At 62.5% G+C, this 22,277-nt stretch carries 21 protein-coding genes; 12 read left to right on the forward strand and 9 right to left on the reverse strand.

All coding sequences use genetic code 11. The features are described 5' to 3' along the window. Positions 1-28: 28 nt before the first annotated feature. Both ACIQTW_RS08350 and ACIQTW_RS08355 read left to right on the forward strand, forming a co-directional pair. Positions 29-1,207: an RNA polymerase sigma factor gene (locus ACIQTW_RS08350; protein WP_402935955.1), complete on the forward strand. Its 1,179-nt coding sequence runs from the start codon at positions 29-31 to the stop codon at positions 1,205-1,207. A 17-nt stretch (positions 1,208-1,224) separates the two neighbouring features. Next, the gene (locus ACIQTW_RS08355; protein ID WP_402935957.1) at positions 1,225-2,208 is read left to right on the forward strand and encodes an aldo/keto reductase; all 984 of its coding nucleotides are present in this window, start codon (positions 1,225-1,227) and stop codon (positions 2,206-2,208) included. A 38-nt stretch (positions 2,209-2,246) separates the two neighbouring features. On the opposite strand, the gene ACIQTW_RS08360 is transcribed toward ACIQTW_RS08355, so the two are convergent. After that, positions 2,247-3,302, reverse strand: a complete 1,056-nt coding sequence (locus ACIQTW_RS08360) for a DNA polymerase IV (RefSeq protein WP_402936278.1) — start codon at positions 3,300-3,302, stop codon at positions 2,247-2,249. Between the two features lie 175 nt (positions 3,303-3,477). Between ACIQTW_RS08360 and ACIQTW_RS08365 the strand changes: the two genes are divergently transcribed. Both ACIQTW_RS08365 and ACIQTW_RS08370 read left to right on the forward strand, forming a co-directional pair. Then, positions 3,478-4,101: a LysE family transporter gene (locus tag ACIQTW_RS08365; RefSeq protein ID WP_402935959.1), complete on the forward strand. Its 624-nt coding sequence runs from the start codon at positions 3,478-3,480 to the stop codon at positions 4,099-4,101. Positions 4,102-4,163: 62 nt separating this feature from the next. Continuing rightward, the gene (locus tag ACIQTW_RS08370; RefSeq protein WP_402935961.1) at positions 4,164-4,520 is read left to right on the forward strand and encodes a hypothetical protein; all 357 of its coding nucleotides are present in this window, start codon (positions 4,164-4,166) and stop codon (positions 4,518-4,520) included. Between the two features lie 11 nt (positions 4,521-4,531). Here the strand turns inward: ACIQTW_RS08370 and ACIQTW_RS08375 are convergent, their stop codons facing one another. Further along, complete coding sequence (locus ACIQTW_RS08375) at positions 4,532-5,575, reverse strand: LacI family DNA-binding transcriptional regulator (protein ID WP_402935963.1); 1,044 nt, start codon at positions 5,573-5,575, stop codon at positions 4,532-4,534. Positions 5,576-5,775: 200 nt separating this feature from the next. Between ACIQTW_RS08375 and ACIQTW_RS08380 the strand changes: the two genes are divergently transcribed. From ACIQTW_RS08380 to ACIQTW_RS08390, 3 genes are read left to right on the forward strand one after another with little or no spacing between them, the layout of a single operon-like run. Next, complete coding sequence (locus ACIQTW_RS08380; RefSeq protein ID WP_402936280.1) at positions 5,776-6,789, forward strand: nucleoside hydrolase; 1,014 nt, start codon at positions 5,776-5,778, stop codon at positions 6,787-6,789. Then, complete coding sequence (locus ACIQTW_RS08385; RefSeq protein ID WP_402935965.1) at positions 6,789-8,234, forward strand: MFS transporter; 1,446 nt, start codon at positions 6,789-6,791, stop codon at positions 8,232-8,234. Before ACIQTW_RS08380 ends, ACIQTW_RS08385 begins: the two co-directional genes overlap by 1 nt. Continuing rightward, a complete protein-coding gene (locus ACIQTW_RS08390) occupies positions 8,231-9,187 on the forward strand; it encodes a ribokinase (RefSeq protein ID WP_402935967.1) in 957 nt (318 codons plus the stop codon). Before ACIQTW_RS08385 ends, ACIQTW_RS08390 begins: the two co-directional genes overlap by 4 nt. Before the next feature lie 79 nt (positions 9,188-9,266). Here the strand turns inward: ACIQTW_RS08390 and ACIQTW_RS08395 are convergent, their stop codons facing one another. After that, the gene (locus ACIQTW_RS08395; RefSeq protein WP_402935969.1) at positions 9,267-9,578 is read right to left on the reverse strand and encodes a hypothetical protein; all 312 of its coding nucleotides are present in this window, start codon (positions 9,576-9,578) and stop codon (positions 9,267-9,269) included. Between the two features lie 99 nt (positions 9,579-9,677). Between ACIQTW_RS08395 and ACIQTW_RS08400 the strand changes: the two genes are divergently transcribed. From ACIQTW_RS08400 to pabB, 3 genes are all read left to right on the forward strand, one after another. Beyond that, entirely contained in the window at positions 9,678-10,283 is a 606-nt protein-coding gene (locus ACIQTW_RS08400; RefSeq protein ID WP_402935971.1) for a TetR/AcrR family transcriptional regulator, read from the forward strand. A gap of 107 nt (positions 10,284-10,390) precedes the next feature. Continuing rightward, complete coding sequence (locus ACIQTW_RS08405; protein WP_402935973.1) at positions 10,391-10,951, forward strand: low molecular weight protein-tyrosine-phosphatase; 561 nt, start codon at positions 10,391-10,393, stop codon at positions 10,949-10,951. Continuing rightward, entirely contained in the window at positions 10,948-13,005 is a 2,058-nt protein-coding gene (gene pabB, locus ACIQTW_RS08410) for an aminodeoxychorismate synthase component I (RefSeq protein ID WP_402935975.1), read from the forward strand. Before ACIQTW_RS08405 ends, pabB begins: the two co-directional genes overlap by 4 nt. Positions 13,006-13,026: 21 nt before the next feature. On the opposite strand, the gene cls is transcribed toward pabB, so the two are convergent. Continuing rightward, positions 13,027-14,427 carry a cardiolipin synthase gene (gene cls / locus ACIQTW_RS08415; RefSeq protein WP_402935977.1) on the reverse strand — a complete coding sequence of 467 codons (1,401 nt, stop codon included), beginning with the start codon at positions 14,425-14,427 and terminating at the stop codon, positions 13,027-13,029. Between the two features lie 158 nt (positions 14,428-14,585). Here cls and ACIQTW_RS08420 point away from each other — a divergent pair, with 158 nt between their 5' ends. Both ACIQTW_RS08420 and ACIQTW_RS08425 read left to right on the forward strand, forming a co-directional pair. Continuing rightward, positions 14,586-15,527 carry an aminodeoxychorismate lyase gene (locus ACIQTW_RS08420; RefSeq protein ID WP_402935979.1) on the forward strand — a complete coding sequence of 314 codons (942 nt, stop codon included), beginning with the start codon at positions 14,586-14,588 and terminating at the stop codon, positions 15,525-15,527. A gap of 257 nt (positions 15,528-15,784) precedes the next feature. Then, positions 15,785-17,239: an amino acid permease gene (locus ACIQTW_RS08425; RefSeq protein WP_402935981.1), complete on the forward strand. Its 1,455-nt coding sequence runs from the start codon at positions 15,785-15,787 to the stop codon at positions 17,237-17,239. Between the two features lie 252 nt (positions 17,240-17,491). On the opposite strand, the gene ACIQTW_RS08430 is transcribed toward ACIQTW_RS08425, so the two are convergent. The 5 genes from ACIQTW_RS08430 to ACIQTW_RS08450 all read right to left on the reverse strand — a co-directional run bounded on the left by ACIQTW_RS08430 (position 17,492) and on the right by ACIQTW_RS08450 (position 22,204). Continuing rightward, a complete protein-coding gene (locus tag ACIQTW_RS08430; RefSeq protein ID WP_402935983.1) occupies positions 17,492-17,974 on the reverse strand; it encodes a carboxymuconolactone decarboxylase family protein in 483 nt (160 codons plus the stop codon). Between the two features lie 9 nt (positions 17,975-17,983). Beyond that, positions 17,984-18,127: a hypothetical protein gene (locus tag ACIQTW_RS08435; RefSeq protein ID WP_402935985.1), complete on the reverse strand. Its 144-nt coding sequence runs from the start codon at positions 18,125-18,127 to the stop codon at positions 17,984-17,986. Positions 18,128-18,252: 125 nt separating this feature from the next. Beyond that, the gene (locus ACIQTW_RS08440; RefSeq protein WP_402935987.1) at positions 18,253-19,317 is read right to left on the reverse strand and encodes a PLP-dependent cysteine synthase family protein; all 1,065 of its coding nucleotides are present in this window, start codon (positions 19,315-19,317) and stop codon (positions 18,253-18,255) included. Next, the gene (locus tag ACIQTW_RS08445; RefSeq protein ID WP_402935989.1) at positions 19,311-20,876 is read right to left on the reverse strand and encodes an aromatic amino acid ammonia-lyase; all 1,566 of its coding nucleotides are present in this window, start codon (positions 20,874-20,876) and stop codon (positions 19,311-19,313) included. Before ACIQTW_RS08445 ends, ACIQTW_RS08440 begins: the two co-directional genes overlap by 7 nt. Continuing rightward, the gene (locus tag ACIQTW_RS08450) at positions 20,876-22,204 is read right to left on the reverse strand and encodes an NtaA/DmoA family FMN-dependent monooxygenase (protein ID WP_402935991.1); all 1,329 of its coding nucleotides are present in this window, start codon (positions 22,202-22,204) and stop codon (positions 20,876-20,878) included. The genes ACIQTW_RS08445 and ACIQTW_RS08450 overlap by 1 nt, the downstream gene beginning before the upstream one ends. Positions 22,205-22,277: the final 73 nt, after the last annotated feature.

Consider the following 22,277-nt stretch of genomic DNA (forward strand, 5'->3'; position numbering starts at 1 on the left):
CACGCGCATCGAGGACCTGCTGCGCACGTTGGCGCCGCAGGTCCTCGGCGTGCTGGCACGGACGCATGGACAGTTCGATGCCTGCGAGGATGCCGTCCAGGAAGCGCTCCTTGAGGCCGCTCTTCGGTGGCCCTCAGGGCTGCCGGACAACCCCAGGGCGTGGTTGATGGCGGTCGCATCCCGCAGGCTGGTGGATATGTGGCGCAGCGAAAGCGCCCGACGAGCCCGCGAAGAACGAGTCGCGGCCATGAACGTCGATTTCTCCTACAGCTCCCTCCCGGAGGCCGACGACACGCTCACCCTGATGTTCCTCTGCTGCCACCCGGCTCTCTCAGCATCGTCGCAACTCGCCTTAACGCTCCGGGCCGTCGGAGGACTCACGACGGCGGAAATCGCCTCGGCTTTCCTGGTCCCCGAAGCGACCATGGGACAACGCATCAGCCGCGCGAAACAAGGGATCCACAAAGCGGGAGCCACGTTCAGCATGCCGCCGGCTTCCGAGCGCAAGGCAAGGCTCGGCGTCGTACTTCACGTCCTGTACCTGATTTTCAACGAAGGTTACGCCGCTAGCTCGGGTCCTTGGCTGCAGCGCGAGGAGCTCACCACTGAAGCCATCCGGGTGACGCGCCTGTTGGTGGCCGTAGTGCCGCGTGAACCGGAGGCGGTCGGCTTGCTGGCGCTGATGCTGCTGACCGATTCCCGGCGTGCAGCGCGCGTGTTGCCGGATGGAACCCCCGTGCCGTTGGCGGAGCAGGACCGACGGCTCTGGAACCAGGTGCAGATCAAAGAGGGCATCGCGCTGCTGTCATCCGTCCTGGGACGCGGGGCAGCTGGACCATATCAACTACAAGCAGCCATCGCCGCCGTTCACGCGGAGGCTACCTCCGATGAGAAGACTGACTGGCCGCAGATCCTAGCGCTTTACACAGTCCTGGAAGCAGTTGCACCCAGCCCTGTGGTCACGCTGAACCGGGCGGTAGCCGTGGCCATGGTTCATGGACCGTCCGCCGGACTCGATCTGCTTGTCGGGTTGGATGACGCGCTTGGCCGGACGCACCGCTTGGACGCCGTCAGGGGACATTTACTGGAGATGTCGGGCTCCTACGTGGAGGCCCGCGCAGCCTACCTGTCCGCCGCCAAAAAGACCGGAAGCCTGCCCGAACGAAAGTACTTGATGGGAAAAGTAGCGCGGATGGACCAGCAATAGCCCATATAGTCGAATCCATGGAACAACGCATACTTGGCAAGACCGGCCGGTCCGTCTCCACCATCGGTCTGGGAACCTGGCAACTTGGAGCCGACTGGGGTTCCGTCACTGAAGAGGACGCCAATTCCGTCCTTGAAGCCTCGGTGGAAGGCGGCGTCAATTTCTTCGACACCGCAGACGTTTACGGAGACGGCCGCAGCGAGCAGTTCATCGGACGCTTCCTCCGGGCACATCCGGACCTGGACATCACCGTTGCCACCAAAATGGGCCGTCGCGTGGATCAACTCCACGAAAATTACACGCTGGAGAACTTCCGGGCGTGGACCGACCGTTCGCGGCGCAACTTGCAGCAGGACACCCTTGACCTCGTCCAATTGCACTGCCCTCCCACGTCCGTCTACAGCAGCGACGAGGTCTACGATGCCTTGGACACCTTGGTCAGCGAAGGCGCCATCCGCAATTACGGCGTCAGCGTCGAACGTACGGATGAAGCCCTTGAGGCGATTAAGCGCGGGAACACCGCATCCGTGCAGATCATCCTCAACGCCTTTCGTCTGAAGCCCCTCGACGACGTGCTGCCGGCAGCCAAGGAAGCAGTCGTTGGCATTATTGCCAGGGTGCCGCTTGCCTCTGGCCTGCTGTCCGGGAAGTACACGCCGGACACCGAGTTTCCCGAGGATGACCACCGGAATTACAACCGCGACGGGTCTTCCTTCGATGTTGGCGAGACGTTCTCCGGCGTCGATTTCGCAACCGGTGTCAAAGCCGCCCAAGAGTTCAGCGGGTTAGTGCCCGACGGCGTCAGCACCGCACAAGCGGCCCTCGCCTGGGTTATCGCCCAGGACGGTGTCACCTCGGTCATTCCGGGTGCACGATCCGCTTCGCAGGCAGCCGCAAATGCCGAGGCCGGCGGGATGCAATCCGTCGGGGCAGGGTTGGCTGACGGAGTTCGGGACATCTATGACCGCTACTTCCGCGAAGCGATCCACCCGCGCTGGTAGCTTCCGGGCCGCCGTCGGGCCCTTAGAGCCCGACGGCGTTACCAACCACTGCGGGTTGGCGTATGTCCCTTGCGGGCTTCTTCAGGCATGGACATTTCTGCCCGCAGCCCGAGGAGCCGAATGGGACGGTCCGGCTCCATCTTCGCCGTGAGGTCCAAGGCTTGGGTGAGGACTTCTTCTTTGTCGAAGGTCTCCGGGATTTTCCTCGCGTAGGTCTTGGTGAAAAACGGTGCATAGCGGACTTTGAGGGTCAGTCCGATCACAGGACGTCCCTCCGCTGCCACGTCCTCAAGGACGCGCGCGGTCAACTCCTTGATGGCATCGCTGATCTGCGTTGGCTCGGTCAGGTCCTGCTGGAAGGTGGTCTCGCGGCCATGTGCCCGGGCGACCCACGGCGTGTCATCCACCTCGCTGGAACCTTCCCCACGCCCCAACTGCGCGTACCAAGGCCCCATCTTCGGGCCGAACTCAGGGACGAGGACCTGGGGATCGCACGCAGCTAGCTCTGCCACCGTGGTGATGTGGTGTTTCGCCAGCCGCTGCGAGACTTTGGGTCCAACGCCCCACAGCTCCTTGGTGGGCTTGGCGCCCATGACATCGAGCCAGTTCTCTTTGGTCAGCTTGAATATGCCGGCTGGTTTGCCGAAGTCGGTCGCATTCTTGGCGCGCACCAAAGTGTCACCGATGCCCACGCTGCAGTGCAGCTGGGTTTGTTCCAGGACGGCAGCTTGAATCTGTTTCGCATACTGTTCAGGGTCCTCAGTTTCAACGCCCACGAATGCTTCATCCCACCCCAGTACTTGAACGGTGGAGCCCGGCTGTGCGCGGAGGGTGGTCATGACTACTTCCGAAGCCGCGAGGTAGGCCTCTTGATCGACCGGCAGGATGATGGCGTCCGGCACCTTCCGCGCCGCTATCCGCAGCGGCATGCCGGAGCCGACGCCGAACGCCCTGGCTTCATAGGAGGCCGTGGACACTACAGCCCTTTCCGTGGGGTCCCCCCTGCCTCCCACAATGACGGGATTGCCCGCGAGCTCAGGCCGCCGGAGTATCTCCACAGCGGCAATGAACTGGTCCAGGTCAACGTGCAGCACCCACGGGATTCCGCTCACGGCACCAGTTTGCCCTAAGCCGCGGCTTCCTGACCTTCTTTGAGCTCAGTTGGCAGGGAAATCAACCTCTTGCGGGTGCATTCCGCCCCGTCATCCGCCAAAGTAGGTGGTGAAGCAACGCGTCCCGAGCACCCACCTCACGGGCATAAGCTGAGATGTGCAGTTTTCACTTTGGCTGGCCCTGGTTGGTGCCGGCACCCTGATCAGTTTCACTCCCGGCGCCGGCGCCATCTTCACCATGAGCAACTCGCTCAGTTCCGGCTTCCGACGCTCCATCTGGGGCATCCTCGGGCAGCAGGTGGCCTTGGTCATGCATATCGTCATCGTCGCCCTGGGCGTGGGCGTCCTGGTTTCCAACTCACCCGTCATCTTCAATGTCATTCGCTATGCTGGCGCCGCGTATCTGGTGTACCTCGGGATCCGGCAGTTCCTGCGCAAGCCGGATTTGGACGAGGAAAAGGTCGACAGCCAAAAGAACGAGTCGGCCCTGTCCATGTTCCAGCGCGGCATCTGGGTGAACCTGCTGAACCCGAAAGCCATCGTGTTCTTCCTGGCGTTCATGCCGCAGTTCATCAGGCCGGACCAGCCGCTTCTCCAGCAATATGCCGTGCTCACAGCTACCGTTCTGGTCATCGACATCCTGGTGATGTGGTTCTTCTTCGCCCTGGCGGCACGGTCATTCCAACGTTTCACCCACGACCAGCGTGGCCAGAAAGTACTCAATCGCGTCTTCGGCTGCCTGTTCGTCCTGGTGGGCATCCTGCTCGCAGTCATTCACTAGCCTCTTCAAATCAATGCAGTAGCCAGGCAACCCAGCCGACCCCCGGTGCTACCGTCGAGGGCATGGAACCGGAGTGGATCGAACACCGACGCGCGGACGACGGTGAGCACGTGGGTTGGATGAAGCCCATGGATGACGGGTTTGTTGCCGTGGACTTGCTGGGCCGTCCCCGGACCGACGTTGTGGATTGGTTGAGCGCGGAAGAAACTCTTGACGAACTCGGGCTGCGCTACCTCGCCGACCCTCACGAGTTACGGCTCGACGACGGCGGTTGGTTGCGCGTGCGGATAGCGGAAGTGACGCCGTCCGTGGTTCGAGTGAAGAAGGAAGATTGGGGCGACATGACCGCTCCCCAGATATATTTCACGGTCTTGCTACCCGTGACGGAGGACCAGCTTCGCCCTCTATCTCCTAGCTAGAAAGGCTGCCCCTAGCTCAGAGACGTAGATCCCCGCACCACCAGCGAGCTCTCGAGCGTCACATGCGATTCCTCCAACGGCAGGCCTTCCATCAGCCCCCGCAGCTGCTCCCCCGCTTTGCGTCCCAGGGGCGTCGCAGGCAGGTGGACGCTGGTGAGGCTGGGATTGCTGGTGGCCGAGTAGGGAAGATCATCGAAGCCTGCAACTGCCAGTTCCTCAGGGATCCGGACACCCTCAACGCGGGCTTCCTGCAGCACGCCATAGGCATGCGTATCCGTACCGCAGACGACGGCGGTGACCCCTTGGCGCTGCCACTCCGGCCAGGCTTCGGCGAACGCGGCGGCGGCAGCACCGACGTCGATCGGGGTGCTGATGACGTGCCCATCGGCCACTGAAAGTCCGCACGCAGCAGCCTCCGCCAGGAAGGCTTCGCGGCGCAACTGGAATGTAGTTGTGCCTGTCACGCCGTCCACGTAGGCCGCGCGGGTGTGCCCGGAAGACGCCAAATGCCGGGCGAGCTCCCGCGCACCTTGGGCAACATCCAGATTCACGGAAGGGGCGTAGGACTCGAGGCCCGGGGCGTCCAACAGCACCAGAGGCCCCGCAGCGGACAGGTCTTCCAGGAATTCCGCGCTGGGAGCGCCCACCAGCAGACCGGCGGGGCGGAGTGCCAGCAACTTGCGGACATCATCAGCCTGGGGTGACTCGCCGGCATCGGTCACGGAAAGCAGCAGCTGATACCGGGCGCCCAATGATTCCCGCACGCCCGCGATGACGTTGGCAAAGAAGGGGTTGGAAACGTCCGGCGTCACCAAGATGACGATCGAGCTGACACCGCGGGCCAGGGAACTGCCAATGCTGTCCACCACATAACCGAGTTCGGCGATGGCAGAACGGACTCGGGAAATGTTGTCCTCGGATACCCGCCCTTGCGTTTTTCCGTTCGCCACCAGTGAGACGGTCGCCGTCGAAACGCCTGCCCGGGCGGCCACCATCGCAGCCGTCACGCGAGGTGAGCGCTGCGCGCGACCGTGGCGCCGATCCAGGGATTCCATGCATCGATCGTAGCGTTCATAAGCGGCTCTGACCTGCGAGAAGGCATCAAGCGCTTGACGTACCGAGCACAGGAGGAACGTTAAGCGTTTGACGTACCCCGCAATGCAGTGCCAGAATTCCCCTGAATGCTTAGCGCCCTGCCCCGGGCAAGTACCAGGCAGGCCCCAATGACGTGGAGAGAACCGTGGAACCCAACACCATGACACCGGCACGCAAGAAGATCATTCTTGACTGCGACCCTGGCCATGACGACGCAGTGGCATTGCTGCTGGCTCACGGCAACCCGGACATCGAACTGCTGGCGGTGACCACCGTGGTGGGAAACCAGACTCTTGAAAAGGTCACTCGGAACGCGCTCTCCGTAGCCACCATTGCCGGCATCACTGGCGTCCCCTTCGCCGCCGGCTGCGACCGCCCCTTGGTGCGCACCATCGAAACGGCCCCCAGCATCCACGGAGATTCCGGGATGGATGGCCCGGCGCAGCCCGAGTCCGCCATCGAGCTGGACCCGCGCCACGCCGTCGACCTCATCATCGAAACCGTCATGGCGCACGAGCCGGGAACCGTCACTTTGGTCCCCACGGCGGGCCTCACCAACATCGCGATGGCTGCCCGCAAGGAGCCGCGCATCGTTGAGCGCGTGAAGGAAGTTGTCCTCATGGGCGGCGGCTACCACGTGGGCAACTGGAGCGCCGTGGCGGAGTTCAACATCATCATCGACCCCGAAGCTGCGCACATTGTCTTCAATGAAAAGTGGCCCCTGGTGATGGTGGGCCTGGACCTCACGCACCAGGCGCTGGCCACGGACGAAGTGGTGGACCGCATCGCGAAAATTGGCACCAAGCCCGCCAAGTTCGTCATGGAACTCATGGATTTCTTTCAGAAGACCTACAAAGATGCCCAGGGTTTCGATTTCCCGCCGGTCCACGACCCGTGCGCCGTGGCCTATGTCATCGACCCCACCGTCATGACCACCCGCAAGGTCCCGGTGGACATCGAACTGCAGGGCAAACTCACCCTCGGCATGACCGTTGCAGACTTCCGCGCACCCGCGCCGGATGACTGCCACACCTCCGTTGCCGTGGACCTGGACCACAAGAAGTTCTGGGATTTGGTCACCGATGCGATTGAACGGATCGGCGAACCAATGCACGACGCCGGCGCTACCGCCACCGAAGTAGCCGAGACGGTCCTGGCAGGAGAAGCCAAGTAATGTCCTCCCCCACAACAGAATCCAAATCCACCCGCGGCAACGTCACCGCCCTCATGGTTGCGTTACTGGCAGCCTGCGTGGCCTTCCAGCTCAACGCGTCCATGCTCAGCCCCGCACTTGTCACCATGGGCAACGAACTCAACACGGACCAAGCCACCATCGGCCTGTCGCAGACCTGGTTCTTCACCGCCGCAGCACTCTTCTCCCTCTTCCTCCCGCGCCTCAGCGACATCGTTGGCCGCAAGAAGATCCTCGTTGGCATGATGCTCCTGATGGCTGTTGGCTCTGTCATCGCAGCAATGGCGCCGGACGTCACGTGGCTGTTCGTGGGCCGCATCATCCAGGGTGTCAGCGGCCCGACAGTTCCGCTCTGCCTGATCATGCTCCGTTCAGCGGTCACCAATCCGCGCAAGTACGGCACCCTCATGGGCCTCATCACGGCAGTCAACGGCGGCGTGGCCGGCGTCGACTCTTTCGTGGGCGGATACTTCGCTGAAAACTTTGGCTTCCGCAGCATCTTCTGGCTGATGGTTGCGCTGGCCTTGGTAGCTACGGTCCTGATCGCCGTCCTGGCCGGCGAAAGCAAGCCTGGCGCAGGCACCACCATGGACTGGCTGGGCGTGTTCTTCATCGTCATCGCCGTCGGCGCCCTGCTGACCGCCCTGAACGAGGGCGCCAAACTGGCCACGGCCTTCGACGCCGGGACCCTGACCCTCGCGATCGTGCTCACGGTGATCGCCGCCGTCGCATTCTTTGCGTTTTGGACCGTGGAGAAGCGCGCCAAGCAGCCCATGGTGGAAACCGTGCACCTGCGCCAGCGCTCCACCTGGGCTCCACTGTTGACCACCACCCTCACCATGACCGGCATCTTCGCCGTCATCAACGGCATAGTCCCCGCCTATGTTCAGGCAGCTGATCCCGGCTTCGGCGTTGGCCCCACCGAGATGTCGCTCATTATCCTGACCCCCTACGCGCTGCTGGGCTGGCTGTTCGGCCCCATCAGCGGCCGGCTTGCCCCGGTCCTCGGTTACACCAAGGTCCTGCGCATCGGCCTGCTCGGCAGCCTCGTTGCCTTGGCGATTATCGCCTTCTTCGGCCTGAACAACCTGCCGATGATGATCGTGGGCACGGCCTTGCTGGGCATCATGTACGCCGGTACCGTCAACATCATGCTGAACGGACTAGGCGTGGTCCTCTCGCCGCAGGGCAACCCGGGCTTCCTACCGGGCATGAATGCCGGCGCCTTTAACCTCGGCGCCGGGCTGAGCTTCCTTGTCCTTCCCGCGGTCCTCGCGGCCACGGCTCCGCTCAACGACGACAAAGCTTCTTATTTGACCGTTGTGGTGGTCGGCCTGGCCATCACGTTCGCAGCTTTCGCGGCCTCGCTGCTTATTCCAAAGCCAGTGGACGCAGAAGTGACCGAGGACCAAAAGGTGGCCGCATGACCAGCGCACCCAAGGCAGGAATCGTCGTCGTCGGCTCCCTCAACGCAGACCTCACCATCTACTGCGACCGCCTCCCCCAGCCCGGTGAGACAGTCCACGGCAACGGTTTCGCAGTGAACCCTGGCGGCAAGAGTGCTAACCAGGCGGTGGCTGCCAGCAAGCTCGGCGGGCAAGTAACCCTGATCGGCGCCGTGGGTGACGACTCCAACGGCACCATGCTCCTTGACTCGACAGTCAACGCCGGAGTGGAGGTTTCGCGGGTTCGACGCTCCGACGTCGCCACCGGTGTCGCAGTCATTTCCGTGGATGCCATCGGCGAGAACAGCATCATCATCTCGGCCGGCGCCAATGGCACCCTGAGGCCGTCGGACGTTACACCCGACGCCTTCGAGGACGCGGCTGTGGTGTGCCTTTGCCTGGAAGTGGGGATCGATACTGTGATGGCCGCCGCCCAAGCAGGGCACGACGCCGGCGCAACAGTCCTATTGAATCTCTCGCCGTACGCCGAGGTGCCGGAGCGTTTGGCCGGGTTGAGCGACGTGCTGCTGGTGAACGCGCACGAGGCCTCACTGTTCCTCGGCGCAGAAGCCGACATACCTGACGCCGGGGCCAGCGTGGAGGCGTGGGAGCCGGTCCGGAGCCAGTTCGCCGACCGGGGCTTGCAGCGGGTTCTGGTGACCCTCGGAGCACACGGTTCCGTAGTCCTGGATTCGTTGGCGCGTGGCGCTCAAGACCAAATCACGCGCATTGCCCCGACGCGCGTTTCTGCGGTTGACACTACGGGTGCCGGCGATGCCTTCACGGGTGCCGTGGCAGCGCGCTTGGCTGCCGGAGAGTCACTTGCCGGCGCGGCGTCCTTCGCCTCGGTAGCCGCAGCGTTGGCTGCAACCAAGAAGGGGACGCAGGCCGCATACCCGACCATTGCCGACGTCGAGCAGCTGCGGGACGCTTAGTCCCGGCGTTGCACCCAACTGGGTAGCAGATCAGGTCGTTATCAGCTCTCATAACGACCTGATCTGCGACCTACTTGGGTTAAGCGGACTTGCGCGCAGCGCGTTGGGCTGCGCGCTCCACGGCCTTGCGGGACAGGGCGCCGTGGCCGGCCATAAGCTTGGGAACCACAACGTAAACAGCTGCGGGAACCACAAGGGCAGTCAGCAGCAGCGCGCGCAAGACCGGGTGCCACGAGTCCATGATCGGGCCGAGCAGCAGCATGCCGATGGACACGAGCGGGAAGATGGCCAACCACGTAATCACGGCGCGAACGTGCACGGATGGCATGTGAGGGCGGGTTGCCGGCGCGGTGGGCCCGGCGGCGATCTGGGAGGTTGTTTGTGTGGTCATGGCATTCTCCAACTAAACGGTTGCTTTTGGCTTGGGATCACCATAACCCCGCTCGCCAGCAATTACAACCATCTAGTTGGAAACTGGTAATATGACCCTATGGCGTGGGACACAGAGCGAACCAAGGGGCTGCTGCTCAAAGCGGCAACGTCCGAGTTTTGCGCGCGTGGACTGGCCGGTGCCCGCATTGACCGCATTGCCGCTGAGGCGGGCGTCAACAAGGAGCGGATCTACCAGTACTTCGGCAACAAGAATGCGCTTTTCGACGCCGTAATCGTCACCGCCTTGAGTTCACTCATGGATGAAGTACCCATCGAGGGCAGCGGACCTGAGGCCATGGCAGACTACGCCGGCCGCCTCTTCGACCACCACCAGAAGGACGCAACGGCACCACGCCTCCTGTTTTGGGAAGGGCTTGAACGGGGCGCGGAAGTTGTGGGACTGCCGAAGCGGATGGCCAACTGCGCCTCCAAGGTCAATAGCACCATCGCGGCCCTCCCCGGCATTTCCAGGGAGGACGCCGGGGACCTCCTCATCACCATCGTGAGCTTGTGCGACGCCGCCCCGGTCCTCCCTGCGCTCGACGGACTCATGGCAGGGGACGATCCGGGCAGGGCCGAAAGGCGACGCGCCGCCGTCGTACGCACCGTTTACCTGGCCGCCGCAGCGTTGGCCGCGGAAGCACGCGAAACCACTCCCGCCTAGCGCAAGCACCTGCCTAAAGCACATGCGTGACAGCTTTGACAGGAAAAGTGACTCAGTTGTGAAGTTCCCCCTAGCCAAGAGGGGGCGCCATGAATCATGCTTGCTGCATGTACTCAACGACGAGCCCATACCGCATCATCACGGTCTGCACTGGAAACATCTGCCGCTCGCCCATGGCAGCGCTCATGCTTACTGAAGCCTTCGACGCGGAAGGGCTCGGCAAGCTTGTAGTGGTCGACTCAGCTGGCACAACAGGGTACGAGGTGGGACACCCCATCGACCCCCGCGCTGCACGTGTCCTAACGGCCCAGCATCTCGCATCGGAGGACCACGTTGCCCGTGAGTGGCGGCGTGAATGGTACGCCGAACGGGACCTGATCCTGGCCCTAGACGTTGACCATTTCGGCTGGCTCCAAGAAGGCGCGCCGGATCACCCTTCGCTCGAAAAAGTACGGATGCTCCGCAGCTTCGATCCGGGCATGGCGGGCCGTAGCTCCTTGGATCTGGGCATCGAAGACCCTTGGTACGGCGGGCACGCGGACTTCGATAATACGTGGACGCTTATCAAGGCAGCCATCCCCGGGATCGTGCAGTATGTCAAGGCAGCTATCAGCTCCGCGCAGGCCGCCGCAGGCCAGGACCACCAGCAGGTAACCTCTATGACATGACCCCTGCACCTGTGATCATCGCTGTTGACGGCAGGTCCGGCGCAGGAAAAACCACGCTGGCCGTTGAACTGGCGGCCCGGTTGCGGCAGCACCACAAGGTTTCGCTGTTCCATCTGGAGGACATCTACCCCGGTTGGAACGGTCTCATGCCCGGCATCGAGCGGTACGTCGGCACGGTCCTGAAGCCGCTGAGCTCCGGCCTGGCGGCGGAGTGGACCAGTTGGGATTGGGAAAAGCATTACGACGGCGGCTTGAACGTCACGCTGCCCGCCGAAATCATCATTGTGGAAGGCGTAGGAGCGGCGGCGGACGCAGCGCGGCCCATGCTGGACGCCGTGGTGTGGGTGGAGTCCCCCGGTGACGATCGACGTCGTCGGGCGCTGACCCGCGACGGAAGCACCTACGAACCGTACTGGGACAGCTGGGCGGCCCAAGAGGATGAATGGCTTTCAACCGATGAGGTGATCGGCGCCGCCGACGTGCGCGTGCAGAACCTCGCGGACGGCAACGCACCGGATGATGTCCTGCAGGCGCTCATGTATCTGCCTCCGGTTTCTGCGGTCTTGTCGCCGGAACTAAGCGCCCGGCGGGGATTGCAATTGCGCTCCGAGCGTCTGGAGGCGACCCCCGACGCAGCGCTTCTGTTCCATTCCCTGTACGGAAAGTCCCCGAACGCGGTGTGGCTGGATTCTTCCAATGCCTCCGCCGTCGCCGGCCGTTCCCAAGCCGCTGCGCGCAGCCGCTTCAGCATTCTTGCGGACGACGGCGGGACGTTCGGCCAGTCCGTGCTGCACCGGTCCGGCACCACCCAAGTGACCGCGGGTTCCGCCACCGTGAGCACGTCCGGGCCGTTCTTCCGCTGGCTCGATTCCGTCTGGGGCCGCCGCGCAGTCCGCGCACCCCGAGGTTACGACGGCCAGTTCACCCTTGGCTGGCTCGGCTATCTGGGATACGAACTCAAACGCGAAACCGGCGGCAATGACGTTCCCTCCGACACCCCGGACGCGGCCCTGCTCTTTGCCGGACGGGCTGTGGTGCTGGACCATCGTGAACATACTGTCTGGCTGCTCGCCTTGGATGCGCCCGACGCCGACGAATGGTTCCGCGCGGCCGGTGCCGCCGTCGAGGCTGCTGGCGCCGCCGGTGCTGCCAGCGCCGCCGGTACTCCTAGCGCCGCCATCTCTGGCCCGTCCGGCACCGTTCCCGAATTCGTCAGCCGGGACTCCGCCACGGATTACAAGCGCAAGATCGCGGACTCCCAGCACGAAATCAGCGAAGGCAACTCCTACGAGATCTGCCTGACCACCACCCTTGAAGCCCCCGCCGGCGAATTGGATCCGTGGGCGAGCTACCTGAGCCTTCGACGCCGGAACCCGGCACCGTTCGCCAGTTACCTTCGGTTCGGCGAACTGGTGGTCGCGAGTACGTCGCCCGAGCGGTTCCTCCGCATACTGTCCGACGGCGGCATGCGCGCGGAGCCGATCAAGGGGACCCGGGGCCGGTCCTCTGACCCCTCCGAGGACGCCGCTTTGCGGCAAGACCTTGAGACGTCGCTGAAGGACCGCGCGGAAAACATCATGATCGTGGACCTGCTGCGCAACGACCTCAGCCACTTTGCCATCCCGGGCTCCGTAACCGTCAGCCGGCTGTGCGCGATCGAGAGCTATGCGACGGTCCATCAAATGGTGAGCACCATAGACGCGCACCTTCGTCCAGGGGCTCCGCGGGCGGAAGCCCTGGCCGCAGCCTTCCCCGCCGGGTCCATGACAGGTGCGCCGAAGATCAGCACCATGGACATCCTCGACCAACTCGAATCCGGTCCGCGGGGCATCTACTCCGGCGCCATCGGATACTTCTCGTTGAACGCGGCAACGGACCTTGCCGTGGTGATTCGCACCATGGTGGTCAATCCTGACGGCGCCGGTGGGCGAACCCTGTCGCTGGGCGTGGGTGGGGCCATCACCGCGGATTCCGTTGCGGACGACGAATATGAGGAAATCCGGACCAAGGCATTCGGAGTACTGTCAACGCTGGGCGCTGAATTCCCAAGCTGAATCCCGGGTCCCTGTTGAGGACTACTGGAGCGTCGCCGTCAATCTGGCTACGTTATCCACATACTTCGCCAGCGGGGGTCTATCCATCCAGTCTTCCAACATAAGCTCACGGGATACCTCGCGATACGTGGACTCCACAGCCCGCATGAGGTTCACGGTTTCGGCGCCGAGCAGCATGACCGAGACCTCCATGTTCAGGGAGAAGGAGCGCATGTCCATATTGCTGGAACCGAGAACGGCCACTTCGTCGTCAATGGTGAAGTGCTTGGCGTGGAGGACATACGGCGCCCGGTACAAATAGATGCGAACCCCCGCATCCAGCAAGGCTTCGTAATAGGAACGCTGGGCGTGGTGAACCAGGAACTGGTCTCCCTTTTCGGACACGAAGAGTTCCACTGCGACACCCCGCTGCGCTGCGGTGGTGATCGCGTACAGCAGGGAATCGTCAGGGACGAAGTAGGGGCTGCAAATGGAAATCGTGTGCTGCGCCGAATAGATCAGGGTGTTGAACAGGCGGAGGTTGTTTTCGGTGGCGAAACCCGGGCCACTCGGCACTACCTGGGCCGTGACGCGCCCAGGCGCAGGCTGTGTTGGCAGCCGCAGCTGGTCTTCCAGGGACTCGTCGGTTTCGCTGAGCCAGTCCGTGGCGAATACGACATTCAAGGTAGCCACGATCGGTCCCTCAAGCCGGGACATGAGCTCAACCCATTTGCGTCCCACTTTGTGGTGCTTCGGGTTGTTGTAGGAAGGCTCGATCAAATTCTGCGAGCCCGTGAAAGCGACCAGTCCGTCGATCACCATGATCTTGCGGTGATTCCTCAGGTCCGGGCGCCGCCACTGACCGTGAATGGGCAACAGCGGGAGCATCCGCTTCCACTGGATCTTGCTTGCCTTCAGTCTTCGGATCAGGCGGCGGTAACCCTTGACGCGGAGCGTTCCAATATGGTCGAAGAGGAGCCTGACCGTGACACCGCGCTCCGTCGCTTTTTCCAGCTCAGTCAAAAGCTCATCGGTGACAGAGTCGCTGCTCATGATGTAGAACTCCGCGTTGACGTAGTCCTTAGCGCCCCTGACAGCCTCGGCCATGGCCTTGATGGACTCCTCGTAGCCGGGAATCAGCTCAACCTTGTTGCCGTCCACCATGGGCAACGAACCAAGCCGGTGGTTCAGCTCACCCGCGGATTTCACCCATTCCGGGCCTGAGTAGACACTTACTGGATCTGCAAGATCGGAAGTGACGGCACGCACGCGCCGATTCACTTCTTCCTGCTGCTCACGCCTGCGCTTGGATAGTTTGAAATTGCCGAAAAGGAGGAAGAGGACGAACCCTACGGATGGGATGAGGAACACAGCCAAAAGCCAGGCCATGGCGGTGGTGGGACGCCGGTTGCCGGGAATGATGCCCAAAAGGACGATGCGCATGATCACTTCCGCGATGGCCCACGCGCCTAATAACCAGGTCCACTCCTGGCCAAACGGAAAAGGAAAGAGCACCTGCAAACCCCCACGGTCCAAGAACAACAGTGACCACAGCCTATCCGGCAAAGTCATGCGCCACGGCCCCGCACTAAGCTGGGACCATGACTTCACCTGCTCCCACGGTCCTGGTTTTCCTGGACCCCGCCTTCGAAAACGGACGCATTGCCGATTCAAGCCAGCCTCAGCTCATGGCCACGGACCTTGGCGCCACCCGCGGCGACGGAGTGTTTGAATCACTCCTCGCCGTTCAGGGACGTGCCCGCAAGGTCCAGGCCCACCTGAACCGGCTTAGCAGTTCCGCCGCAGCCTTGGACCTGGTACTTCCGGAGCAGGATGCCTGGCGCAAGGCGATCGATACCGCAATCAACGAGTTCCGCAATGTCCACCCGGCTCCCACACCGGAGGAGGACGAGGTCGTGGTCAAGTTGATCGTGACCCGCGGTGTCGAAGGTGCCGCAAGCCCCACATGCTGGGTGCAGGCATCGCCCTCCCCTGCGGGCAGTCGCCGGCAGCGTGAGACGGGAATCGACGTCGTACTTTTGGACCGTGGCTTCGACACCGAAGCCGGCGAGCGCGCGCCGTGGCTGTTGCTGGGTGCCAAGACACTCTCTTATGCAGTAAACATGGCGGCGCTGCGCTTCGCGCATAAGCAGGGCGCAGATGACGCCATCTTCACATCAACGGATGGCCGCGTCCTGGAGGGCCCAACCTCCACTGTTTTGCTGGCTCACCTTGAATCAGTGGACGACGGCGACGGTTCCGTGAAGACCGTGCGCCGCCTCATCACGCCGCAGCATGACAGCGGAATTCTGCCCGGCACCTCGCAGGGTGCACTGTTCGCAGCGGCAAAAGCTGCGGGCTGGGAGCTCGGTTATGGACCGCTTGTGCCGCAGGACCTGTTTGATGCCGACGCCGTATGGCTTATCTCCAGCATCCGTTTGATCGCTCCTGTGAACCACATCAACGGCAAGGAAATTGGCACACCGGCTATTCGGAAGCAGCTCACTGACGAACTCAATGAACTGTTCGCTGGCATCGAGTAAATCACCGCGCTTCGAAGGCTTATGGCTGATGAAGCCCCGCTAGAACCTAGCAGGTCGCAAGTAGAGTAATTGCTCACATGACTCAATGATTAGAAACTCTTGGGCTCGACCATGAGTTCCCAGTGCGTTCAATCACGTTTCTTATCCTCCTTGAAATGGTCATTCGTCATGTGATGAATCTTGTTCTCGTGTTAGTTGGATCACGTCCCGCTAGTACAACTACTTCAGACTTTGCTGGCTAACTTCCCGGAGGGAATATGGGACTCAGCTCCCCCACAGAAGCCGAAGCATCGGCAACCGAGGCACAGTCCCAGACTGGCGCCTCACAGACAGGACTTCGCCGGTCCATGGAGGCCCGGCACCTGGTGATGATCGCCATGGGCGGCGTCATCGGCTCTGGCCTGTTCGTTAGTTCCGGATACACCATCTCCACGGCCGGCCCCTTGGGTGCCGTGATCGCCTTCCTCATTGGGGCCGTGGTGGTCTACCTGGTGATGGCATGCCTCGGGGAGCTCGCTGTTGCGTTCCCCGTCTCAGGTGCCTTCCACATTTATGCCGCCCGCACCATCGGCCCCGCCACCGGCTTTGCCACCGCTTGGTTGTACTGGCTCTGCTGGGCCGTAGCTCTGGGTTCCGAGTTCACGGCAGCGGGCTTACTGATGCAGCGCTGGTTCCCGGACGTCGACGTCTGGATCTGGTGCTTCGTCTTCGCCACGGTCCTGTTCACCCTGAATGCCATTTCGTCGCGCGTCTTTGGTGAATCGGAGTTCTGGTTCGCGCTGATCAAGGTTGCCGCCGTCGTCGGCCTGATCATTCTGGGCGGCGCCGCATTGGCTGGCTTCCACCCTCTGGCCGCCGGCGAGTACCCGTCCTTTGGCGAGAACTTCAGCACGCCGGACGGACTCTTCCCGAACGGATTCACCGGCGTCTTCGTCACGTGCCTGGCGGTCTTCTACGCCTTCTCGGGCTCCGAGCTGATCGGTGTTGCCGCAGGAGAGACCGCAAACCCCGGCGCGAACATCCCCAAGGCGATGCGGACCACCGTCATTCGACTCATGATCTTCTTCGTAGGTGCGATCGTGGTCATCGCCGCCACCATTCCCTACGAACAAGTCAGCGTGGACGAAAGCCCGTTCGTCACCGTCTTCTCCATGCTCGGCATCCCATACGCCGCGGACATCATGAACTTCGTGATCATCACGGCACTGCTTTCCGCCGGCAACTGCGGGCTTTTCTCCTGTGCGCGCATGCTCTTCTCGCTGGCCGACGAAGGCCACGCCCCCAAGGCTTTCCGTAAACTGACCAAGCGCGGGATCCCCATGGTGGCCCTTTGCGTCAGCATGCTGGGTGGCCTGGCTTCGCTCATCAGCAGCGTTGTTGCTCCGGCAACCGTCTATTTGGTGCTCGTTTCCGTGGCCGGTTTCGCCACCGTGGGTGTTTGGATGTCCATCGTGGCTTCGCACTTCATCTACCGCCGGACCTTCATCAAGAACGGTGGAGACCTGAGCACGCTCGCCTACAAGGCTCCCCTGTTCCCACTGGTACCGATCCTCGCGTTCGCGCTCTGCTTGGTGTCGCTGATCGGCATCGCGTTCGATCCCAACCAAGTAGCGGCACTCCTGTTCGGCGTTCCGTTCGTGGGTGCCTGCTACGCCATCTTCTACTTCAAATACGGACGACGCCGGTCGCTCAAGAAGGCTGTGGACGCTTAGGACGTTCTGGCCTGTGGCTTCCTGACTAAGGGGCTTCCTGACCTAGTTTGGAAGTGAATCAGCCCCCGGGCAACCCTTCGCGGTTGCCCGGGGGCTGATCTCGTTTCTAAGAAGGTCAAGGCCCTCCGCGGGTTTTTCCTCACCACCCACATTGATTCTTGGATGGCTCCGACACGCCCTGCTAAGGGTGTGTCAGACGGCCCTCACCGCCCATAGTTGATGGTGGGAGCACACTCTGCCAGCGGTGGGATTCTATTTCTTAGCTGCGCGTACAGGGTGCTCGCTCAAGATGGACAGGCGGTTGAAGGCGTTGATCCCTATTGCCGCCATACAAATGATGCTGATCTGCTCGTCGCTGTAGTGCTGGCGTGCCTGTTCGAAAAGCTCAGGGCTGGGCCTCGACGTACTCATGCGGGTAATCTGCTCGGCAATCTCCATCGCCACCACCTCGGCGGGTTCAAACAGCTGAACCTCTTTGTAAACGGCAACAAGGGACAGCCGCTGTTCCGTCTCGCCGTATTTGAGGGCGCGACGGTGATGAAGGTCCAGGCAAAAGGCGCAGCCGTTGATCTGCGAGCACAAGTAGTTGATGAGCTCAAGGCTGCGGCGCGGGATGCCAAGCCGGTCAGCTTCGTCCACGAGTTGCTGGGAATAGTGGCTTAGTGTGGCGTAAAGATCCGGCTGCTGCTTGTCCAGATAGCCGGCCAGACGTGGTTTTGTTTCCTGTTCAGGCATGGTTGGAGCCTAGCGCAACGGGGGTTCCTGTCCCCGCTTCAGCTCCTGAATGCGTAGGCGAAGGAAGATGATCGCCAGCACCAGGGCATAGATCACCAAAGCTGCAAGGCCCACTGTCACCACGATGTAGAGAATGCCAAAAGCTGAAAACAAAAAAGCCCCCCCCATTACAGCCCCGGCAAGTGCCGACCCGAGCTTCAGATGCTAGCAGCCCTTCTGCCTAACCCGAAGGACGTGAGAGAGCATCCACGCCAAACCCGAAGGACGTGAGAGAGGGTTTACTCGCGGGCGATAGGGGTGTCGGCGGCGAGACGGATGCCGTGCTCCGCTAGCCACACCGGGTTGAAGGCCTTGCTCAGGTAGTTCGTTCCGGCGTCGGGCGCTATGGCCACCACCACCGAACCGTGGGGTGCGGCCCGGGCCACCCGCATTGCCGCCGCGACAGCGAGCCCGGACGACGGACCCAAAGCGAGTCCTTCTTCATCCAGAAGCCTGTGGACGGTGGTGTAGACCTCATCGTTGGGGATCCGCAGGAAACGGTCCACGATGGCGCGGTCGAAAGCCTTGGGCCATTCAGCTTCGGGCCAGGAGTTGCCTACGCCGTCCACCAGGATCTCGCCGGGATGTCCACCGCTGTAGGCAGAGCCATAGGGGTCGGCGCCAACAACTTCCACATGCCCACCCGGCCGCGAGGAAGCCACCTGTTCCTTCAAGAACCGCCCATTCCCGCTAATGGTCCCGCCTGTGCCGATGCCCGCTACGAAGTGGGTCACCAGCCCACCTGTCTGTTCCCAGATCTCCGGTCCGGTGGTTTCGTAATGCGCGGCGGGATTGGCAGGGTTATCGAACTGCATGGGCCGCCACGCGCCCGGCGTCTCGGCGGTAATCCGTGCTGCCACGGCACGGGCGTTCTCCGGCGATTCGGACGGCGCGTTCCAGTCGGTGAGGATCACGCGGGCGCCATAGTTGTGCAGGGCTGCGAGCTTCTCCTCGGAGATCGTGTCGCCCGTAACCACCACCACAGGGTGTCCGGTCAAGTGCCCAATGAGGGCGAGTCCGATCCCGGTGTTGCCCGACGTACTTTCCACAATCGTGGCGCCGGGTTTCAGCTCGCCGGACTTTTCCGCCGCCCGAACCATACTTAACGCGGTGCGGTCCTTGATGGAGCCACCCGGGTTTTCGGACTCGAGCTTGATGTGGATGGTGCTGCCCAGGCCTTGACCCAGCGCCTCCAACTTCACCAGCGGGGTATTCCCCACTTTGTCCAGGACTGAGGCGTCCAGCCCGTCCGGAATTGGGACGGCCGTGTGAACACCATGTTTGCGGATCGCTGTACTCACCACGGTTCCTCTCCTGTCTCCGAAATTTTCCTGGCCACGGCATCCCACAACTCCACACGCGCACGCGCCACCAAGTCAGGTGCCGACGGCCGGTGGGCAAGCACATCAGCCAGTCTTCCCACGACGGCGCCTGTCCCCTTTCCGAGCGGCTGCGCGGCTCCCGCTTCGAGCAGCAGGTACGACGCCGTCAGCGCCTCGATAACCAAGAGTTTTTCCGCAGCCTCCAGTGACTTTTCGAGCTGCTGCAGGGCGAGCGGGGCAAGCGTCGAATGGTCCTCGACGTCGGCGGACAGGGTTGGTGCGCCGAGGGTCGCCGGTGCGGCCAGGAATTTGAGCTCGGCCAACAGTCCTGCGGCCGAGTACCAGAGCAGCCCCGGGAGTTCTTCCTGGGCCAGACCGTCCCCGGAGGATGCAGCCTGTAGGTGGCGGGCACGGATAGCCCGTTGCGGCGGATACAACTTGGCGATGCGACGTTCACTGGAAATCCCGACGTGAGCCAAGGCCAGCCGCAGGCCCTCAAAGGCGAGAGCCAGCTGCATCGGTTGGAAGTTCCCGCCGGACACCATCTGCCCGGAATCAACATCGACCAAGGGATTATCGCCGCGGCCGTTCAACTCAACTTCCAACGCAGTACCGAGTTGCCTCACCAGGGATCGGAAAGCCCCGTGCGTTTGAGGCGCGGCTCGGAACGATAACGCGTCCTGCACCGATACTTCGGGTCGAAAATCCTCCAACCACCCACCGCTCAGGAGACGGCGGACCACGGCAGCCGACTCCCGCTGCCCGTCCACAGCCTTGGCCGCCTGGATTGCCGGCGAAAATGGGCTGAGGTTCCCTCCGCCGTCGTACCTTGCGATCGTCTCCAGCGAGAGGGAAAGTGCGACGTCGGCCAATTCGGCCAGGTGCTGCAACCGCACCAAGGCGAGGGTTCCTACGCCCACCGAGTACGCATTGGCACTGACCAGGGACAGAGCCTCGCCCGGCGCGAGAACTAGTGGCTGGAGACCGGCGTCGGCGAGCGCTTTGGCGCCTGGGATCAGCGTGCCGTCTGCGTCGAACGCTTCGCCCTCACCCATGGCGACGGCCGCGACGGCGGCAAGTTGGGTCAGGTCCGACGAGCCCACCGACCCTTCCTGAGGGATGGCGGGGAAGATTCCACGGTTGAGCATTTCGGCGTAGAAGACTGCTGTTTCGGGTCGCACGCCGGAACCACCGCGGCTGAAACCGATAAGCCGAGCAAGGATTACGGCTCGGGCAGCAGCCCGGTCCAGATACGCGCCCACACCACTGTTGTGGTACCTGACCACCTGTACTTGATACGCCAGGAGCGACTTCTCTCCCACAGCCGTATCCCGGCCAGACCCCAGCAGGGTGTTGAGACCGTACACCCGCTTCCCGGAGGCCGCGGTGAGCTCTACCAGTTCCCTCGACTTACGCATTAAAGACAACGCTTCTTGGTTGAGTTCCACGTGAAACGCGCGGTTTTCAGCGGCCAGCGCCACGGCGGCCGCCCGCACCGGAGCCGTACTGATCAAGAAGGTGCGCGGTTCAGCCGACACCATCAGAAGTCCAAAAGGTTCTGCCGGAAACCACCGTTGCCGTAACTCTTCCTCAACAGGCCACGGCGCCGCAGTTCAGGGGTGAGTTTGTCCAGTACACCGTGCACGGTTACCGGGTCCACGAAGCCCGAGAAAAGGAATCCGTCGCCGCCCACTTCAGAGCCTGTCGACTCCAGATAATCGGCGATCTCGCCAACCGTACCAATGATCGAATCACCCGCTCCCCCGCTGCGCGCCTGCAGTATTTGCCTCAGTGTGGAACCAGGAGGGGCGGCCTTGGCGAAATGCTCCAGCGTCCCTTGGTTACTGTTGGTTCTGAGCTCCGGTAACGGAGCGTCGAGGTCGAACTTTTTGAAGTCGATCACTGAAAGGTAGGAGATGGAGTTGAGTTGGCTGTCGATGTCGCGTTGGGTCAGTTCCCGCCTCTGTGCCCGCAACTCCTCTGCCTCGGCCGTGGAACCAACAACGGTGGGCTTAAGGACGAAAAGAACCTTGACGTCGTCGGGATCGCGGCCGGCCTTCGCAGCTTCAGCGCGGATCGAATCCCGGTAGGACTTCATCCCGTCAACGCCACGTGCCAAGGCTATGGCGACGTCGGCATGCCCGCCCGCGAACGCCTTGCCCCTGGGTGACGCCCCGGCCTGCACCAGCACGGGTTCTTCCGGCAAAGGCGCAGTATTCAGCGGACCCCTGACCTTGAAAAAGTCGCCCTCATGGTTGATAGGGTGCACTTTGCTGTGATCCGCGAACATCCCCGCCTCAACGTCCTCAAGCACTGCGCCAGGTTCCCAACTCCGCCAGAGCCGCCTGACGACGTCGACGAATTCCTCCGCTTTCTCGTACCGGAGGTCGTGTTCGATCTGTTGGTCCAGCCCATAGTTCTGCGCGGCGAGGTCGCTGCCGGACGTGACCACGTTCCAGCCAAGCTGCCGTTCCGAGAAGTGTTGCAGTGTGGCCAGGAGCCGGGCGGCGGTGAAGGGCGGGTAGAAGGAAGCGCTGACCGTAGGCACGATTCCAAGGTGCTCCGTGGCGGAGAGAAGGTACGGGACCAGCGCCATCGGATCGTGCTTCGGAGCGAAAGACGCGTGGGCCAAGGAGACCTCGGCCGTGCCGCCGTAAGTGTCCGGGACGGTGAGTGAATCCTCGATGATGAACAGGTCCAACCCGGACTGCTCAAAGGCTCGGACAGCATCCTGATACAGGGCGGGTTTCTTCCAGTCGTAGCCCAGGCTGTAGCCGGGAGTCCCCCAGCCCTGGACACCAAAACCGTGGCCCACGAACCATCCAAAGTGCAGCATGGGCTTGAGTGTAGAACTGCTCTGTCCGCTCACCGCGACCTGATTTCATGGGAAGTTACAGGGGGTCGTACTGCGTCAATTATGCTCCCGGGGCGTCACATTTTGG

This window comes from Paenarthrobacter sp. NPDC090517 (assembly GCF_044769165.1).
In the GTDB taxonomy this organism is placed as follows: domain Bacteria; phylum Actinomycetota; class Actinomycetes; order Actinomycetales; family Micrococcaceae; genus Arthrobacter.

Excerpts from the sequence above, each read along its gene's own strand:
- ACIQTW_RS08355 (WP_402935957.1), top strand. The coding sequence starts at position 1,225 with ATGGAACAACGCATACTTGGCAAGACCGGCCGGTCCGTCTCCACCATC.
- ACIQTW_RS08370 (WP_402935961.1), top strand. The coding sequence starts at position 4,164 with ATGGAACCGGAGTGGATCGAACACCGACGCGCGGACGACGGTGAGCAC.
- ACIQTW_RS08375 (WP_402935963.1), bottom strand. The coding sequence starts at position 5,575 with ATGGAATCCCTGGATCGGCGCCACGGTCGCGCGCAGCGCTCACCTCGC.
- ACIQTW_RS08380 (WP_402936280.1), top strand. The coding sequence starts at position 5,776 with ATGACACCGGCACGCAAGAAGATCATTCTTGACTGCGACCCTGGCCAT.
- ACIQTW_RS08385 (WP_402935965.1), top strand. The coding sequence starts at position 6,789 with ATGTCCTCCCCCACAACAGAATCCAAATCCACCCGCGGCAACGTCACC.
- ACIQTW_RS08390 (WP_402935967.1), top strand. The coding sequence starts at position 8,231 with ATGACCAGCGCACCCAAGGCAGGAATCGTCGTCGTCGGCTCCCTCAAC.
- ACIQTW_RS08395 (WP_402935969.1), bottom strand. The coding sequence starts at position 9,578 with ATGACCACACAAACAACCTCCCAGATCGCCGCCGGGCCCACCGCGCCG.
- ACIQTW_RS08400 (WP_402935971.1), top strand. The coding sequence starts at position 9,678 with ATGGCGTGGGACACAGAGCGAACCAAGGGGCTGCTGCTCAAAGCGGCA.
- ACIQTW_RS08405 (WP_402935973.1), top strand. The coding sequence starts at position 10,391 with ATGTACTCAACGACGAGCCCATACCGCATCATCACGGTCTGCACTGGA.
- pabB (WP_402935975.1), top strand. The coding sequence starts at position 10,948 with ATGACCCCTGCACCTGTGATCATCGCTGTTGACGGCAGGTCCGGCGCA.
- cls (WP_402935977.1), bottom strand. The coding sequence starts at position 14,427 with ATGCGCATCGTCCTTTTGGGCATCATTCCCGGCAACCGGCGTCCCACC.
- ACIQTW_RS08420 (WP_402935979.1), top strand. The coding sequence starts at position 14,586 with ATGACTTCACCTGCTCCCACGGTCCTGGTTTTCCTGGACCCCGCCTTC.
- ACIQTW_RS08425 (WP_402935981.1), top strand. The coding sequence starts at position 15,785 with ATGGGACTCAGCTCCCCCACAGAAGCCGAAGCATCGGCAACCGAGGCA.
- ACIQTW_RS08430 (WP_402935983.1), bottom strand. The coding sequence starts at position 17,974 with ATGCCTGAACAGGAAACAAAACCACGTCTGGCCGGCTATCTGGACAAG.
- ACIQTW_RS08445 (WP_402935989.1), bottom strand. The coding sequence starts at position 20,876 with ATGGTGTCGGCTGAACCGCGCACCTTCTTGATCAGTACGGCTCCGGTG.